Origin of the sequence: Streptosporangium sp. NBC_01755, assembly GCF_035917995.1 — a bacterium.
Taxonomy (GTDB): Bacteria; Actinomycetota; Actinomycetes; order Streptosporangiales; family Streptosporangiaceae; genus Streptosporangium.
In genome coordinates, this window is the sequence record NZ_CP109131.1 from 3,175,347 (window position 1) to 3,190,249 (window position 14,903).

Sequence of the window (14,903 nt, forward strand, 5' to 3'; positions counted from 1 at the left end):
ATGCGTGTCCTGTTTGTCACTATTCCCGAGAAAACGATCTTCCTGCCATCGGTGCCGCTGGCCTGGGCGCTGCGCACCGCCGGGCACGAGGTCCGCGTCGCCAGCCAGCCCTCCTTCGCCGATGTCATCACCCAGGCCGGGCTGACCGCCGTCCCCGTCGGCCGCGACGCCGACTTCTGGTGGGACGTGAAACTGGACCCGGCGCTGCTCGAACAGGCACGCGGCGGACTGCCCATGCCCTGGGCGGTCGCCGAGGATCCGACGGATGCCACCGGAGAGTCCATGACGGAGGCCTATCGCGGCACGGTTCAGTACGAGCAGAAGCCGCACAACTTCCCGCTGATCGCCGGCCTGGTGAACTTCGCCCGCGAGTGGCGGCCCGACCTGATCATCTGGGAGCCCTTCACCTCCGCCGGGAGCATCGCCGCCAAGGCCTGTGGCGCCGCGCACGCCCGCCTGCTGTGGAGCGCGGACGTCTTCGGCGCCACGCGGGAGCACTTCCTCCGGCTCCAGGAGACGCCGATCGACCCGCTCGGCGAGTGGCTCGCCGGCTACGGCCGCAAGTACGGCTTCGAGTTCACCGAGGACATGGTCACCGGCCAGTTCACCATCCACCAGCTCCCCCCGCCGATCGGCGTGACGGCCGCCGGCCTGCACAACGTGCACATGCGCTACGTCGCCTACGGCGGCCCCGCCGCCGTCCCGAAGTGGCTGTGGGCACCGCCCGAGAAGCCGCGCGTCGCCCTCACCCTCGGCACGACCGCCACCGACGTGTTCTCCGGCTACGCCGCCAACGTGCAGGACATCCTGGACTCGCTGGCCGACCTGGACATCGAGGTCGTCGCCACCATCGCCGAGGCCGAGCAGAAGAAGCTCGCCCGCGTCCCCGCCAACGCCCGCCTGGTGTCGTACGTGCCGCTGCACGCGCTCGTGCCCACCTGCTCGGCGGTCATCCACCACGGCGGGGCGGGCACGCTGAGCACGGTCGCGCTGCACGGGGTGCAGCAGCTCGCCCTGCCGTACCACTTCGAGGGGCCGCTGCTGGGCAGGACGCTGACCGAACACGGCGCCGGGCTGGCCATCCCCTCCGCCCTCGGGACCGGGCAGGCCGTCCGGGAGGCCCTGCTCCGGCTGCTGGACGAACCGGCGTTCCGGAAGCGTGCCGAGGACCTCCGGGACGAGATGCACGATCTGCCCACGCCCAACGAGCTCGTCCCGCAGCTGGAAGAGCTCGTCGCCAAGTACCGCCCATAGGGAAAGGACCCCGGGGAAGTGGTGCCCCGGGGTCCTTCCCTGCCGTCACGGCCGGTGCGCGACCACGATCAGCATCCCGTCGGGCTGCGGCCCGTTCTCCACCTCCACCCAGTCCACGCCCTCGCCGTGGTCGTGGATGCGGACCATGTCGGGGGGCAGCTCACCGTACGCGTCCATCTCCGCGTAGATCTTCCGGTACGTGTACTTCGTGTGCTCGGTGATGTCGGTGATCTCGTCGATGACCAGACCGGCGCCGCGCCCGAACCGCCAGTAGTCGCTGGCGCGCACCGGCGACGCCTGCCGCCAGGCGTCCAGCACCTCGGTCAGGATGGCCACCGCCATCTCGTCCTCCTCCTCGTTCCCCCGCTTGATGGCGTCGGTGAGGACCAGCCGGCCGCCGGGCCGCAGGACTCGGGCGACCTGCTTCAGCACGTGCGTCCGGTCGAGGATGTGCAGGATGGAGCCCAGGGCGAGCACGGCGTCGAAGGAACCGGCCTCGAACGGGAGGTCCATCGCGTCGGCGACCCGGAAGTCGACCAGGTCGGCCACCCCCTCCGCCTGGGCCAGCGCGGTGGCCTGCGCGACGTCCTCCGTACTGACCGAGATGCCGACCACCCGCGCGCCGGTCGTCTTGGCGAGCCGCACCGCGGGCTTGCCGGTTCCGCAGCCGAGATCCAGTACCGTGTCGCCCGCTTCGACCCGGAGCTTGATGATCATGATTTCGGTCAGCCGCTCGGTGGCCGCCTTCAGATCGCTGTCGTCGTCCGGGCCCAGCCAGTACCCGAGGTGCATGCTGCCCGCGAAGATGTCGGTGAGCACCCGGCCGTTCCGGTCGTAGAACTCCCCGACCTCCTTGGCGGACGGCGCCTGTACCGTCTTGACGCTCCCCGCGCTCGGGTGGAAGTCGCGCGTGGTCAACGACTCGGGAGCGGCGGTGAAGTCGCGCGCGCCGGCCCGCAACCGATCAAGACTCATGCACCGCTCCCGGCCAGCTCCGCGGCGGCGTGCCGGTCGAGCAGGTCGCGGGCGTCCCGCACCTCCCGGGCCATCGGCCGGTCGGCGTCCAGCGGCGGGGAGATCTCGGCCAGCTCCGCCCAGATCTCGTCGGCCTGGGGCTCCTCGCCGACCATCACCGCGAGCTGGGCCACCCCCAGGGCCAGCGAGCCGATGGTCAGCCAGCCCAGCTCCAGGCCGTCCGACACCGAGTTCGCCCCGTTGAGCGCCATCGGGACGTGGTCCTGGTTCCAGCCGTTGGTCGGCAGCGTGGTCAGCGAGGCCGGGTAGACGACCTGCCTGATCCGGGAGACGAACGACGTCGCACTGATGTGCACGCCCGCCAGCCCGCAGCCCCGACCGGCCCTCGGCGTGAGCATGGGCGGCAGGTCTCCGTTGGTGGCCGGGCTGAGCAGCAGGCCGAGCTGCCGCTCGGCCAGGTAGGCGGCCATGTGCAGGGAGAGCCCGATCTGGTCGGAGGCGAGGCCGACCGGCATGGCGTGGAAGTTGCCGCCGTGCAGGATCTGGCCCTCGTAGGCGATCGGGTTGTCCTGGCAACCGCTCGCCTCCCTGGCCAGCACGTCACCCGCCGAGGTGAGCTGGTCGAGCACCGCGCCGAGCACCTGCGGCGCGCACCGCAGGCTGTACGGCTCCTGCAGCGGCCGCCGCTCGTCCCGGACCAGGCCCGCGGGCAGTTCCCGCCTGATCCACCTGGCCGCGGTGAGCTGCCCGAGCTGGCCGCGGGCGAACGCGTGGCCGTCGGCGTAGTGCTCGCTGTTGGCCCGCAGCAGGGTGGCCAGCCGGCCGGTCAGCATCGCCGCCGCCCGGACCAGCCGCAGCGCCGACTGGTGGTTGAGGATGGACACCGCCAGGCTCGCACCGGTGCCGTTGACGAAGGCGAGCGCCTCCCTGACCGGCCACTCGAACGGCTCGGCGCCCAGCGCCGCGAGCGCCTCCCTGGCGGGCCTCGTCTCCCAGTCGCCGTCGGCGCCACGCATCCACGCCTCGCCGAATCCGGTGAACGTCAGTGCCGCGTGTGCCAGCGGCTGCAGGTCCCCGCTCGCGCTGACCGTGCCGTCCCGGGGGATCACCGGGGTGAAACCGGCGTTCCACAGGTCGGCCAGGGTCTGCCAGAACTCCGGCGAGACCGCCGAGAACCCCCGGCGCATGCTGTTGAGGCGCAGCCAGAAGATGAGCCTGGACACCTCCGGGCTCAGCGGCCTGCCCTGGCCGGTGCCCAGGTGCGAGATCAGCGAGCTGCCCTGCTCCATCTCCGACTCCGCGGCGTACGTGACGAGCGGGCCGAATCCCTGGGTAAGGCCGTAGATGGGCTGGTCGGCGGCCAGATGCTTCGCGACGGTCGCCGCGCTGGCCTCCATCCTGGCGATGTCGGCGTCGTCGCACGGATCGACCCGGCCCTCCCAGGAGGCGCTCCTGGCGATCTCCGCCAGGTACGCCGCACCGGTCGTCTCGCTGCTCGTCATCTCGGCGGTCAGTGTCACGTTGCTACCTCTGCTTCGGTTGCCTCAGTGGTGGGTGATGTCTGAAGGTGCCGTACCTTGCCCAGCGCGGACCGCTCGATCCTGGGCACCGCGTGCACGCGTTTCGGGCGGACCCCGATCCGGTCGAACGCGGTGGACAGGTCGAGGTCGGCCAGCTCCGTGCCCGGCTTCAGCACGACCAGCAGGTCGACGTGCTCGCCGATCATCCGGTCGGCGACGGGGACGACCGCGAGGTCCTCGCAGTCCAGCACGGCGCGCAGCGCGTGCTCGACCTCGTCGAGGTTGATCCGGCGGCCGTTCACCTTGACCAGCCGGGTGCGGCGACCGGCGAACCGGAACGTCCGCTCGTCCAGCGGCTGGACGTGGTCGTCCGCCTCCCAGAGCGGCGGTGGCCGCTCGTCCGGCCGGAACGCCAGCCGGGGACTGCGGATCACGAGCGCTATCTCCCCGTCGTCCTCCGGCCCGGCGGACTCCGGCCCGGCGGGCTCGGCGAAGGACACGTCGCGGAAGAGGGTCCAGGGGGGAGGTTCGCCCTCCCGCCAGCGCCGGGTCGCGATGCCGCCCGCCTCGGTGGAGCCCAGCACCTCCACGATGAGCGCCCGGTCCGGACCCGCCGCGGCGAGGAACTCCCCGGCCGTCGCGGGGAGCATCGCGCCGCCGTACAGCACGGTGATGTGCTCCATCTCGCGGACCCACTTCATGTGCTGCAACAGCAACGTGAAGATCCACGGTGTCGCCACCACCACGACCCGCCGCTGCTCGATCGGCGGCATGACACCGTAGAACGTCGGTTTGTACCAGACCGGCAGCCGGAGATGAGCGGGTATCAGCACACTCGCCAGCGCCCCGTACAGGTGGGTCGGGGGCACGCAGGAGATGACCGCCTCCGGCTTCTCCGGTTCGATCAGCTCGGCGAGCATGCCCGCCTCCAGCCAGACGTTCTCCCGCAACCGCCGCCAGCACCGGCTCGGACCCGTACTCCCCGAGGTGTGAAAATCAATGGTCGGCGGCAGGATGCCGAGCACCAGTTCCCCCGGATCGCGGTCGGCGAGATCCCAGCGCACCTGCCAGGCCCTGTCGGTCATCGCCGGCGCGCTGAATTCAAGGGAAAGCAATTCGGCCGGGCTCAGCTCGGCATAATCCATGGCCACTCCTTTACCCCGGGCATGCGGAAAGAGAGACGAAAGAATCGGATTTGCTGTCCCGCTGGCGGGACAGTACTGCTCAGCCGAGCGACTGGGCGATTTCCATGAGGTACTGGCCGTATTCCGAATTCTTCATCTCGGCGCCGAGCCGATGGCAGGCGTCCGCGTCGATGTATCCCATGCGCACCGCGATCTCCTCCAGGCAGGCCACCCGGACGCCCTGGCGTTTCTCGATGACCTGCACGTACTGGCTCGCGGCCAAAATCGAGTCGTGCGTGCCGGCGTCGAGCCAGGTGAAACCCCGCCCGAGCCGGACCAGGTGTGCCCGCCCCTGCTTCAGGTACGTCTGGTTGACGTCCGTGATCTCCAACTCGCCGCGCGGCGAGGGCACCAGATCCCGGGCGATCTCCACGACGTCGTTGTCGTAGAAGTAAAGCCCGGTGATCGCGTCGTTCGAGCGCGGGCGGAGCGGTTTCTCCTCGATCGACACCAGCGCACCGCTGCCGTCGACCTCGCCGATGCCGTACCGCTCCGGGTCCGACACCGGGTATCCGAACATCGTGCAACCGTTCAACCTGGTGCGACAGGCCCGCAGGATCCGCGGGAAGCCCGCGCCGTGGAAGACGTTGTCCCCCAGGATGAGCGCCGTCTGGTCGTTGCCGATGTAGTCCGCGCCGATGATGAACGCCTCGGCGATTCCTCGCGGCTCCGCCTGCTCGGCGTAGGAGATGTCCAGCCCCAGATGCGACCCGTCGCCCAGCAGGTTGTGCAGCGCGGGGAGACTCGAAGGCGTTGAGATCACCAGGATGTCCCGCATGCCGGCCAGCATGAGCACGGAAAGCGGGTAATAAACCATTGGCTTGTCGTAGATGGCCAGCAGCTGCTTGGACGTAGCCAATGTCAGGGGGTACATACGCGTACCGCTACCGCCGGCGAGAACGATTCCCTTCATCACCCTTCCTCTCCTCGATTTCGGGATGAATGGCAGCGCCAGAGTAATCAGAGTTTCGCCCGCCGGCCAAGCGTCCGGCCCAGTCGCGTCCCTTCACGAGGAATGGCGATGCCATTTATCGTGTTGACGGGTTCGCTGTCAACCACATCGTTCCGGAAAGCCGCGGACCGGCGGTGACAGTTGTATCCGATTCACACAAGGGATTTCCCGCAAGAGATAAGAAGATGTCACGAATCCGCTCCGCGCGCTCGTCCGAACGGATCACCGGGGCCGACCGCCGTCCGGCACGGACCCGACGTGCTCGTGCCCGGTCATATCCGCCCATGTGGTGTACGAGAAGCATCGTCGCCCACCCGGTAGATGCCAAACCGAGCCTATGCCCTCTAATAGACCTGCGCCGTTTCAAGAAGATCGACGATGGACAGCCCGGTCTCGCCTCCCACAAGTTTTAAAGCGACCTCCGCACGAGCTGCGAGATCCAGGGGGGCGAGTTGCTCCGCCTGGTCCGCGTGCACGATCCGGTCCAAGCCAGCACCGATCAAGGGAGCAGCGGTACGTAGAGAAGCGTGCAGAGCTACTCCCTGCATCGCACCGCCATGCAGCACGATGTTACGGGTGCGATACAGGCGGCGCAGTGTAATGCGGTACGTGCCCATGACCTCGCCCAGTACTCGGCGGGGATCCGCCAGCAGGGCGACCATCCGCTCTGCAGCTGGGCTGTCACTGTGCTTGGTCCGAGCACCCGTAAAATCCAGTGCTGCGGTACCGGACATGTGCAGGGCCTCGGCGATGCACCGAGCCCTTTCCTGGTTCGTCGCACAGCCAGAGATTCGTCGAGCGAGGCCATCAGCCTGTCGCGGCTTGTGGTGATGGGCCAGAGCAGTGAGTTCGGCTCTCGGCCAGGAACAAGCAATGATCGCCGCAAGACGGTCAGCAGCGACGGCCTTGCCAGACCGCTCCGCCTCCTGAGGGTCGTCGGGGTGCGAAAGCAGCGCTTCAACGGCAGCCCAGGCACCGGCCACAGCCGGGCCAAGCGGGCCTTGGTTAATGGGCGCTGCCAACTCCAGAGCATCGTCAATGCGGCTGCGGGAACCGTCTACCCGGTACAGATGTCCCTCATTGACAAGGGTCAAAACATCGGCACCCCGTGCCGGCGGTGTGAAGGGAATCGGTTTCGGATGCCCAGCCACCCAGATGAACGGTAGTGGGTCGATCCCTCCCCTATTGCGACGGAGAAACGACGAGCGGGCAACCATTCGCTCGACCATCTGCCTGGCCTGCTCGGCCGCCCCGTAAGCGTCAAGTGCGGTGAAACGGTACGAGAAGCCTCCACCTGGTCGCACAGCTGCCGTGTCGTGCCCGTGTTCCTGCAACCACGAGATCACTTTCCCCTTGGACAGCCAGTTCTCCAACGACTCGGCGAGTTCACGCTGCGGCAGTCCCGACAGAGCGACCAGCACATCAAACGAAATCGGTTTGGCTTGCGCGAGACCGGCGGCGCTTTCGGCGATAGTGCCGGTATTCACACGCTTCGAGTAAAGCTCTTTGGCCCATGCCAGCAAATAACTCGCACTGTATCCCAGGTCCAGTAAATGTGCGGCGATGCTACGGGAGAACCGCTCTGGCCCAGGTCGATCCGACAAGGCGACGGCAGTGGCCCAACGCTCCAGGTACCCCGAGCGGGCATGATCTATGATCTCGCGCAGCCGCCGACGCGCCGGGCTCGGGTCGGGCAGCGGACCACTGAGCAGGCCGGTGATTTCCTTACGTAGCTCGCGCTCGCCCAACCCTCGGTCCGGACCGATGAGTATCCGCAGCTCAGCACGTTGCCAGTCACAAGCAGCAGAGGAAAGAACTCCCTGCGCTTGCCAGATCCCTGCTTCCCACAGTTCTTCCAATGCCAGCAGGGACCCGATGTCCCAGAGCCTGCGTGCCCACGGAGTGCCCTCATCCGTAAAGTAATCGATCATACGTGCGAGAACATGGCGTGCGTACGACTCGCCAGACACCTCAAGTGACGACTGATGCACATGGAGTACCGTAGCGGATCGCTACTGAGCGTGTTAGTGTCGCTAGCAGACTTGGAGGGGCACTCGCCATTCGTGGCCACTGCCCCTTTCTTTTTGCCTCAACTCCCCTGCAGGGCAGGGTCGGCACGCCCGTATCGCTGCGCCAGGCCGCCAAGGAATGACGCGGTCGGGCCGGGTGGGCGGCCCGCCCGCGTCACGCACCGCGTTTCACCCTCACGCGGTACGTCTTCGACGGCACGACGGCCCCGGACCGGGGAAGGGATGGGGCCGCCGTGCCCGCTCATCAGAAGTGGCCGATACTGGCCGAGCCGGAGGTGAGCGCCCAGCGGTGCAGGAGCGCGGTCATCTCGGCCTCGCGCATCTGGGCCTTCAGGCCCTCGATGGTCCGGTCACAGATGATCAGCGGTTCCGGGGTGGGCCAGGTGGCAATGGCGCGAGCGCCACGCGAGTCTTGTGCGATCTTGGATTCGTCAACCTCGTTGTCAGCCCTGGAACCTTTGCATTGCCGCCTGAGCTCACCCGGCAAAGTGACCCCGGAGACACACAGACCGCAAAGCTGCGATAGAGCCTCTGCGATCACAATCGAGTCAATCCGCAAGGCGGAGCGGTGATCCAGTGTCATCATGTTCTCACTCACAGTAGTGGAGCTGTTGAGCCATCATGCGCTTGTACTGTGCACCGCGGCAAGAGTTCTCAGATATTTTTTCGTCCCTCCCACCTCACTGGACGCCATGACCATGAGAAGCCCTACGGTCCGTCACCGCCGCCTAGGCCGTAAGCTGCGACGACTCCGTGAAGCAGCAGGTCTCATACCGGAAGCGGCTGCGACACAACTCGGCTGGAGCAGACCGAAGGTCAACCGAATCGAAAATGCTCGCATCGCAACAAGCCCGACAGATGTCGCAGATGCTTGTGATCTCTACGGTGCGGACTCCGCGACGAAAGCGAGTCTGATCCAACTCTGCAAGGACGCCAGCCAACGTGGCTGGTGGACCGCATACAGCGATGTTTTCACCGGCAGCTACGTCGGCATGGAGACAGAGTCATCATGCATCCGTACGTGGCAGCCGCTGTTGGTGCCCGGCCTGCTCCAGACCGAGGCGTACACACGCGAGCTGTTCCGGCACGGGCTTCCCGACCTGAGTGAATCAGAGCTGGACCGTCGCGTATCCGCGAGGATGGCCCGAAAGCTCGCGCTGATGAACGACTCGGCCCCGACGCTCCATACAGTGATCGACGAGGCCGTACTACGAAGGTCCTCCGCCCCCGGTGTCATGGTCCAGCAGATAGACGCGATCTTGGATCTTACCGGCCAGGACAACATCGTGATCCAGGTCCTTCCGTACCTCACAGGACTCCACCGGGGCCTGGAAGGAGCTTTCTCCATCCTGGAATTCACTGAGCCAACTGATCCTGATGTTGGGTATGTGGAAGGACCGGCGGGTGATGTGTATGTAGAAGCGGCCGATCAGGTACGGCGACTTATTCTGACGTTCGAGCGCCTCGCTGGCGCGTCCCTGTCCCCCAAGGAATCCGCGGCCTTCCTCGTCGCGGTGAGGAGTGAGCATGATCTCCCCTAACCTGTCCGACGCCGAGTTCCGCAAGAGCAGCTACTCGGGTACTGGCAACGACTGCGTCGAGGTAGCCACCAACCTGCCGGGCATCATCGCCGTACGCGACAGCAAGGACCCAGCCGGCCCCGCGCTGGCCTTCTCCCCCACAGCCTGGAACAACTTCCTGACAGGCATCCGCAGCGAAGAGATCTGACCCGGCCACAAGTGCCGCACGACCAGAACCGCCCGGAAGGCCGTCTGGCCGTGCGGCCGCACAAGCCCTCCTCGTGATCGCGAGCCAGGGAACAACGCAGCAGCCAGGACCTTCGTCCCGCAACTCGCAGCTATGGACGAAGTGCCTCTTGGCCTCGCGGAGAGCGTTCCCAGGCTTCGGAGGCATCGCGTTCCCAGGCAAAAGGCCGCACGACCGGCTTCATTTTAGGCTTGCATTAAAAGGCATTATTAGAGCTGCCATTAAGAGAATCTGGCCGGACGTTCTGAGTTGCTAGACTGGGGTCCTTGCCTGGCCGTCTGAAGGTGACCCAACCTTCTGTTCCTTGGGTCACCTTCAGACGGCCAGGCAGGGCGTCTTCCTTGAAGGCGTTGGGTGAGCGTTTCTTATCTGTCTGGTCCGCCTGAAGACGGCCTGAGAGTCGGGGCTCTCGGTCCATCCTCAGACGGTCCAGACGGACCGCCTCCGGCTAGTAAACGTCTCGGTGTTGACCGAGCGTGAGCTTTTCAAGCGGACTGCGCCTGCTGCTCTGGTTTTGTGAGCCCACACAAAGAACAGACAGCAGAGACGTTAAAAGCGACGTCACCCTTGCCCCTAGATAGGCTCAACCAACGAAAGGGCAGGTGTCGGTGAAAATCGCGAGCCTGAACAAGGTTAGCTAGAAGCCATGGGGACACTGGCCAACATATTGGTCAGCAGTCCCTTTCTTGGAGCCCTTTTCTTAGGCCTAATCATCGTGCTCTCGTTTATGGGTATCCGAGGACTAATGTCCAAGGGGAACGAGTGCAATGTTGAGAAAGTCGCAGTCAAGAGTCCAATCTTTGGCATCGAGCTGACCTTCCGCAACTCCGAAGATACCTCTGAAACCGATGACAGTGCGGGAGAGGAACGGTTGATTATCCCTCCCCCACGTCGGCAGAAGAATCGTCCATCATGAAACCGTAAGTGATGCACGACCGCTTGACACAGAGTGCTCCTGGAACGCCAGGAGCACTCTGTTTTTTATTGCCATGAGACCCCGAGCACACCCAGGCTGCGGGAGGGCCGGAGCGAGGCTACTCCTACGTTGTGCTGGTTCGCGGATGAGTGACCACTCCAAAATACCCAGGGGTGGGAGGTGGTCCACGATCTTCATCGTTTCCAGGCTGACCGTCACGATTCGCTTGAGAAGGTCGATGACGTAGCGCGGGTCGTCGGACCAGTCGTTGGGGTCGTTGATGATGCCGGAGTCCTTGTCGACCTTTATCTGGTACCGGTCGATGATCCACTCAATCGCGGAGCGGGCACCGAGCTGGTAGCGGTACGCCTCTTCCGGGATGTTGGTAAGGGTCATCCGGTTGTTGTAGACGATGGTCGAGCGGTCCGCCTTCCCCTTTGTCTTGGGGATCTTCATCTTCTCGACGTGGTACAGCTCGTGAGGCGAGGTGGCCGCATTGCCGGAGACCTTCTCCACGATGCCCTTGTATGGCTCGGCCTGCTCATAGTGGATGTGCAGGTCGGCAAGCTTCCGTCCGGCCTCGGCGTAGCCACGGAAGTTGCGCACCTTGGGGATTCGAGGGAGGACTGCCAAGCCGCTCCCGGCCAGCGACTGAGCCGGCCGGACCCGAGGAAAGGGGATCCGCATGGGATCGACGGACGGCGCCGTCCTCCTCGTCCGTGTCGCGGTTGGAGTGATCTTCATCGTGCACGGTCTCAACCACGCCTTCGGCGGCGGGAAGCTCTCCGGAACGGCCCGCTGGTTCGCGGGCCTGGGCATGCGCCATCCCAGGCTGCAGGCCGTCATGTCGGTCGCGGTGGAGGTCGTGGCGGGCGCGGCGCTCACGCTGGGACTGCTGACACCGGTGGCGGCCGGCGTGCTGGTCGGTGTCGCGGTCGTCGCCGGGCTCACCGCCCACGCCCGCAACGGCTTCTTCGTGTTCAAGGACGGCTACGAGTACGTGCTGCTGCTCGCGGTGCCCTGCCTCGCAATCGCCCTCGCCGGTCCGGGCGGAGTCTCGCTCGACGCGGTGCTGGGAATCGACGCCCTCGCCGACGGATGGGCCGGGCTGGCGGTCGCCCTTCTCGTCGGCGTGGGTGGCGCGGCCGTCCTGCTCCTCGCCACGTGGCGGCCGGTACGGGAACGGGCCTGAGCCCTCGACCGCCCCGCCTCGCCCCGCCTCGCCCCGCCTCGCCCCGCTTCGACCGCCCCGCCTCGCCCCGCCTCGCCCCGCCTCGTCCCGCTTCGACCGCCCCGCCCCGCCTCGCCTCGACCGCCCCGCCCGTCCCGCTTCGACCACCCCGTCCCGCCTCGACCGTCCCGCCTCGTCGCGACGGCTCATCCCGCTCGCGCTTCTCGATCGATCCCGGCTCGCGCCCGAAAACTCGTCCCCGAAAAGAGGGTCCGGACCGCATCCCCTCATCCGTCCTGCCAGGCAGGACCAGCCAACGGAGGTTGAAATGAACAAGGACGATCTGATCCTGATCAGTGTCGACGACCACATCGCCGAACCCGCGGACATGTTCCACGCCCATGTCCCGGAGCGGTACAAGGACCAGGCTCTTCGGGTGATCATCGAGGAGAACGGGGTCCAGCAGTGGTACTACGGTGACCTGCGCGGCCGGAACATGGGCCTCAACGCGGTGGCCGGCAAGCCGCGCGAGATGTACAACATCGACGCCAGCAGCTACGACGAGATGCGGCCCGGCTGCTTCAACGTCGACGAGCGGGTCCGGGACATGAACGCGGGCGGCCAGCTCGCCGGGCTGCACGCCGCGTTCGCCTCGATCGCCGCCTTCGAGGTACGCGACGCCACAGGGGTAGGCATGCAGGTCGAGTCGACGATGGTCGAGGCCGCGCTCAACGTCGCGGCCGAGGCACTCCTGGAGGCGAGCGTCAACGGCCGGGAGCTGCGGCGCGACGGCAACCGCGGCCCGGGCGCCGGCCCGCAGGGGGTCTACCGCTGCGCCGGGGACGACGAGTGGGTGGCCCTGGCCCTGCTCGACGACGACGCCTGGCCCGCGCTCGCGCGGCTGCTGGGCCGGGAGGATCTGGCCGGCCGCGCCGACCTCGCCCACGAACCGGGCCGGCGGGCGTCGGCCGACGAACTGGACGAGGCGATCGACTCGTGGATCGCACACGTCGAGGTGGGTGACGCGGTGGACCGGCTCCGGGCGGCCGGGGTCGCCACCGCGCGGGTGAGTCCCGCGGCCGACCTGCTGACCGACGCGCAACTCACCGCCCGCGGGTTCTGGGAGCCGTCGGCACATCCGACGACCGGGGAGTTCCTGACCGCCGGGCTGCCGTTCCGCCTCGCCAGTGTCACCGAGCCGTGGTTCCGCACCCCGGCGCCCCTGCTGGGCCAGCACAACGAGGAGATCCTCACCGGCATCCTCGGGATGAGCGAGGACGAGATCCGGGTCCTGGCCGAGGAGAAGGTGATCGGTACCCGGCCGGCGGGCCTGTGAGCGGGACGGCCGACGTGACAGCCGTGCCGCACGGGCGTCGGCCCTCGGTACGCACGCTGCGGATGCACTCCTTCACCGGCGATTTCAAAGGGGCGGCGGAACTCGCCGCGCTCATCCCCGGAGCCCGCTGGGAACGGATTCCCGACCCCGAGACCTCCCGGCCCGTCCACGTCCGGTTCAGCGTACTCCCGCTGGGCGGCGAGATCTCCCCGCGCAGCCGGCTGCTCGGGGAGATCGAGCGTGACGGCGAGCGGCTCGGTGTCTACGGGACGTACCTGGGGGTGGTCTCGGAGGAGAACTGACCGTCCGCCCCTCGCGGGAACGCACCGCCGCACCGGGCCACCGACCGTCTCGGCGAGGTCGGTGGCTTCCGGCGTGCCCGCCGTCTCCGCCACGTCACTGGTCGGGCAGGTCCTCCGGCGGCGCGTCGTGCTGGCGCAGGCGGCGCCGGAGCAGGCCCTTCGGGCGGGTGACCTTCAGCTCCGGATGGTCGGGGTCGTAGTCGGCGATGCGATCGCGCAGCTGGCGCACGTTGCCGTACTCGAAGTGGGCGGCGCGCAGCAGGTAGTCACCGAGCGCGGTCCCGTACTGGACACGCTCCTCCTCGTCGAGGCCGAGCTCCTGGCTGCGCCTCCTGCCCCAGACGAGGTCCTTGATCTGCTCCTCCAACTCCTCCAGCCGGTCGTCGAGGATCTTGACGAGCTCGTAGGGCTCGGTGAACCTGCCGAGGTAGACCCGGAGCAGCGCGGGGTTCTTCAGCATCACCGGCTCGTCGACCGGCGGGCTTGAGACCCACTGCCGGAGCACCTCCTCACCGCGCTCCGTGGTCTGGTACAGGGTGCTCCGCCTGACCCTGCCGATTGTCACCTCGCGCTCGGTCACCAGCCCCAGGTCCCCCAGTCTCCGCAGCTCCCGGCGAATGTGGCTGATGGCGGGGGACCAGTAGAACCAGCGCAGCGTGTGGTCGCACCGGACCTTGATCTCAGCGGCGGACAGCTCCTCGTCGAGGACCGACAGAACGCCCAGAACCATGTAGGCGGTGGCGGGGAGCGGTGCACCGATCTCTACCTCGGGCTCGTCGTCCACGGGCTCAAGTCTAGTGGCGGGCGCGGCACCGACGGCACGTCCGGCCCATCCGCCGATCGACGTACACCGGCCCCGACTTTCGGCAGGTCGTCCGAGGAGAAACACGTTTCCGAGCCCGCCGCGAAGTACGATCGATCAATGACCGAAATGACCGAAACCACGCCCGGCTGGCTCTCTCCCGACGAGCTGGAGTCTACCCGCGCACGAATGCCGATCCTCTACGTCGACGCCGTGCCGGTGCGAGTCGACGAGGCCGGAGTGGTCACGCATGTCGGCCTGCTGCTGCGCATCGGAGCGGACGGGACGGTCAGCCGCGCCCTCGTCTCCGGCCGGGTGCTTCACCATGAGCGGGTCCGTGACGCGCTCATCCGCCATCTGGAGAAGGACCTCGGCCCGACGGCGCTGCCCAACGTCCCCGCCTCTCCGCAGCCGTTCACCATCGCCGAGTACTTCCCGACGCAGGGCGTCACGCCCTATCACGACCCCCGGCAGCACGCGGTCTCCCTCGCCTACGTCGTCCCGGTCGCGGGTGACTGCCGCCCCCGGCAGGACGCCCTCGACCTTGTCTGGTTCACTCCAGAGGAGGCCGCGTCACCGCTGGTACAGCAGGAGATGCTCGGCGGTCAGGGCACTCTGCTGAAGCAGGCCCTCGCCTACGTCGGCTGCCTCCCCTGACCTCCCACGGGCACGTCGATCCGACCGAAGGTAATTC

The 14,903-nt window shown here is 67.1% G+C and carries 15 protein-coding genes; 7 read left to right on the top strand and 8 right to left on the bottom strand.

The window, feature by feature from the left end:
• On the top strand, positions 1–1,254 hold the full coding sequence (locus OG884_RS14540; protein ID WP_326645876.1) for an activator-dependent family glycosyltransferase: 1,254 nt from the start codon (positions 1–3) through the stop codon (positions 1,252–1,254).
• Positions 1,255–1,299: 45 nt separating this feature from the next.
• On the opposite strand, the gene OG884_RS14545 is transcribed toward OG884_RS14540, so the two are convergent.
• From OG884_RS14545 to OG884_RS14570, 6 genes are all read right to left on the bottom strand, one after another.
• Positions 1,300–2,229 carry an SAM-dependent methyltransferase gene (locus OG884_RS14545; RefSeq protein WP_326645877.1) on the bottom strand — a complete coding sequence of 310 codons (930 nt, stop codon included), beginning with the start codon at positions 2,227–2,229 and terminating at the stop codon, positions 1,300–1,302.
• The gene (locus OG884_RS14550; protein ID WP_326645878.1) at positions 2,226–3,749 is read right to left on the bottom strand and encodes an aromatic amino acid ammonia-lyase; all 1,524 of its coding nucleotides are present in this window, start codon (positions 3,747–3,749) and stop codon (positions 2,226–2,228) included. Before OG884_RS14550 ends, OG884_RS14545 begins: the two co-directional genes overlap by 4 nt.
• Positions 3,746–4,894: a class I adenylate-forming enzyme family protein gene (locus tag OG884_RS14555; RefSeq protein ID WP_326645879.1), complete on the bottom strand. Its 1,149-nt coding sequence runs from the start codon at positions 4,892–4,894 to the stop codon at positions 3,746–3,748. The genes OG884_RS14550 and OG884_RS14555 overlap by 4 nt, the downstream gene beginning before the upstream one ends.
• Positions 4,895–4,973: 79 nt before the next feature.
• Positions 4,974–5,846 carry a glucose-1-phosphate thymidylyltransferase RfbA gene (rfbA, locus tag OG884_RS14560; RefSeq protein ID WP_326645880.1) on the bottom strand — a complete coding sequence of 291 codons (873 nt, stop codon included), beginning with the start codon at positions 5,844–5,846 and terminating at the stop codon, positions 4,974–4,976.
• 383 nt (positions 5,847–6,229) lie between these two features.
• Positions 6,230–7,816 (bottom strand): hypothetical protein, encoded by a 1,587-nt coding sequence (locus tag OG884_RS14565; RefSeq protein ID WP_326645881.1) that lies wholly within the window; start codon positions 7,814–7,816, stop codon positions 6,230–6,232.
• 343 nt (positions 7,817–8,159) lie between these two features.
• Entirely contained in the window at positions 8,160–8,513 is a 354-nt protein-coding gene (locus tag OG884_RS14570) for a hypothetical protein (RefSeq protein WP_326645882.1), read from the bottom strand.
• On the opposite strand from OG884_RS14570, the gene OG884_RS14575 reads away from it, so the two are divergent.
• Both OG884_RS14575 and OG884_RS14580 read left to right on the top strand, forming a co-directional pair.
• Positions 8,500–9,456: a helix-turn-helix domain-containing protein gene (locus OG884_RS14575; protein ID WP_326645883.1), complete on the top strand. Its 957-nt coding sequence runs from the start codon at positions 8,500–8,502 to the stop codon at positions 9,454–9,456. The two genes, OG884_RS14570 and OG884_RS14575, sit on opposite strands and share 14 nt — an antisense overlap.
• A complete protein-coding gene (locus OG884_RS14580) occupies positions 9,443–9,643 on the top strand; it encodes a DUF397 domain-containing protein (protein WP_326645884.1) in 201 nt (66 codons plus the stop codon). The genes OG884_RS14575 and OG884_RS14580 overlap by 14 nt, the downstream gene beginning before the upstream one ends.
• Before the next feature lie 949 nt (positions 9,644–10,592).
• On the opposite strand, the gene OG884_RS14585 is transcribed toward OG884_RS14580, so the two are convergent.
• Positions 10,593–11,342 (bottom strand): type ISP restriction/modification enzyme, encoded by a 750-nt coding sequence (locus tag OG884_RS14585; RefSeq protein WP_326645885.1) that lies wholly within the window; start codon positions 11,340–11,342, stop codon positions 10,593–10,595.
• Here OG884_RS14585 and OG884_RS14590 point away from each other — a divergent pair.
• The 3 genes from OG884_RS14590 to OG884_RS14600 all read left to right on the top strand — a co-directional run bounded on the left by OG884_RS14590 (position 11,284) and on the right by OG884_RS14600 (position 13,407).
• Complete coding sequence (locus tag OG884_RS14590; protein WP_326645886.1) at positions 11,284–11,790, top strand: DoxX family protein; 507 nt, start codon at positions 11,284–11,286, stop codon at positions 11,788–11,790. The genes OG884_RS14585 and OG884_RS14590 overlap by 59 nt on opposite strands.
• 307 nt (positions 11,791–12,097) lie before the next feature.
• The gene (locus tag OG884_RS14595) at positions 12,098–13,105 is read left to right on the top strand and encodes a CoA transferase (RefSeq protein WP_326645887.1); all 1,008 of its coding nucleotides are present in this window, start codon (positions 12,098–12,100) and stop codon (positions 13,103–13,105) included.
• Positions 13,106–13,119: 14 nt separating this feature from the next.
• Positions 13,120–13,407 carry a hypothetical protein gene (locus OG884_RS14600; protein ID WP_326645888.1) on the top strand — a complete coding sequence of 96 codons (288 nt, stop codon included), beginning with the start codon at positions 13,120–13,122 and terminating at the stop codon, positions 13,405–13,407.
• Positions 13,408–13,501: 94 nt separating this feature from the next.
• On the opposite strand, the gene OG884_RS14605 is transcribed toward OG884_RS14600, so the two are convergent.
• A complete protein-coding gene (locus tag OG884_RS14605; protein WP_326645889.1) occupies positions 13,502–14,191 on the bottom strand; it encodes a PadR family transcriptional regulator in 690 nt (229 codons plus the stop codon).
• Positions 14,192–14,329: 138 nt separating this feature from the next.
• Between OG884_RS14605 and OG884_RS14610 the strand changes: the two genes are divergently transcribed.
• Positions 14,330–14,866, top strand: a complete 537-nt coding sequence (locus OG884_RS14610) for an NUDIX hydrolase family protein (protein WP_326645890.1) — start codon at positions 14,330–14,332, stop codon at positions 14,864–14,866.
• The last annotated feature ends 37 nt before the right edge of the window (positions 14,867–14,903 follow it).

Bases quoted from the DNA above. Each gene is read 5' to 3' on its own strand.
- OG884_RS14590 (WP_326645886.1), top strand. From the start codon at position 11,284: ATGGGATCGACGGACGGCGCCGTCCTCCTCGTCCGTGTCGCGGTTGGA.
- OG884_RS14565 (WP_326645881.1), bottom strand. From the start codon at position 7,816: ATGATCGATTACTTTACGGATGAGGGCACTCCGTGGGCACGCAGGCTC.
- OG884_RS14555 (WP_326645879.1), bottom strand. From the start codon at position 4,894: ATGGATTATGCCGAGCTGAGCCCGGCCGAATTGCTTTCCCTTGAATTC.
- OG884_RS14580 (WP_326645884.1), top strand. From the start codon at position 9,443: ATGATCTCCCCTAACCTGTCCGACGCCGAGTTCCGCAAGAGCAGCTAC.
- OG884_RS14610 (WP_326645890.1), top strand. From the start codon at position 14,330: ATGACCGAAATGACCGAAACCACGCCCGGCTGGCTCTCTCCCGACGAG.
- OG884_RS14575 (WP_326645883.1), top strand. From the start codon at position 8,500: ATGTTCTCACTCACAGTAGTGGAGCTGTTGAGCCATCATGCGCTTGTA.
- OG884_RS14585 (WP_326645885.1), bottom strand. From the start codon at position 11,342: ATGAAGATCACTCCAACCGCGACACGGACGAGGAGGACGGCGCCGTCC.
- rfbA (WP_326645880.1), bottom strand. From the start codon at position 5,846: ATGAAGGGAATCGTTCTCGCCGGCGGTAGCGGTACGCGTATGTACCCC.
- OG884_RS14545 (WP_326645877.1), bottom strand. From the start codon at position 2,229: ATGAGTCTTGATCGGTTGCGGGCCGGCGCGCGCGACTTCACCGCCGCT.
- OG884_RS14595 (WP_326645887.1), top strand. From the start codon at position 12,098: ATGAACAAGGACGATCTGATCCTGATCAGTGTCGACGACCACATCGCC.
- OG884_RS14540 (WP_326645876.1), top strand. From the start codon at position 1: ATGCGTGTCCTGTTTGTCACTATTCCCGAGAAAACGATCTTCCTGCCA.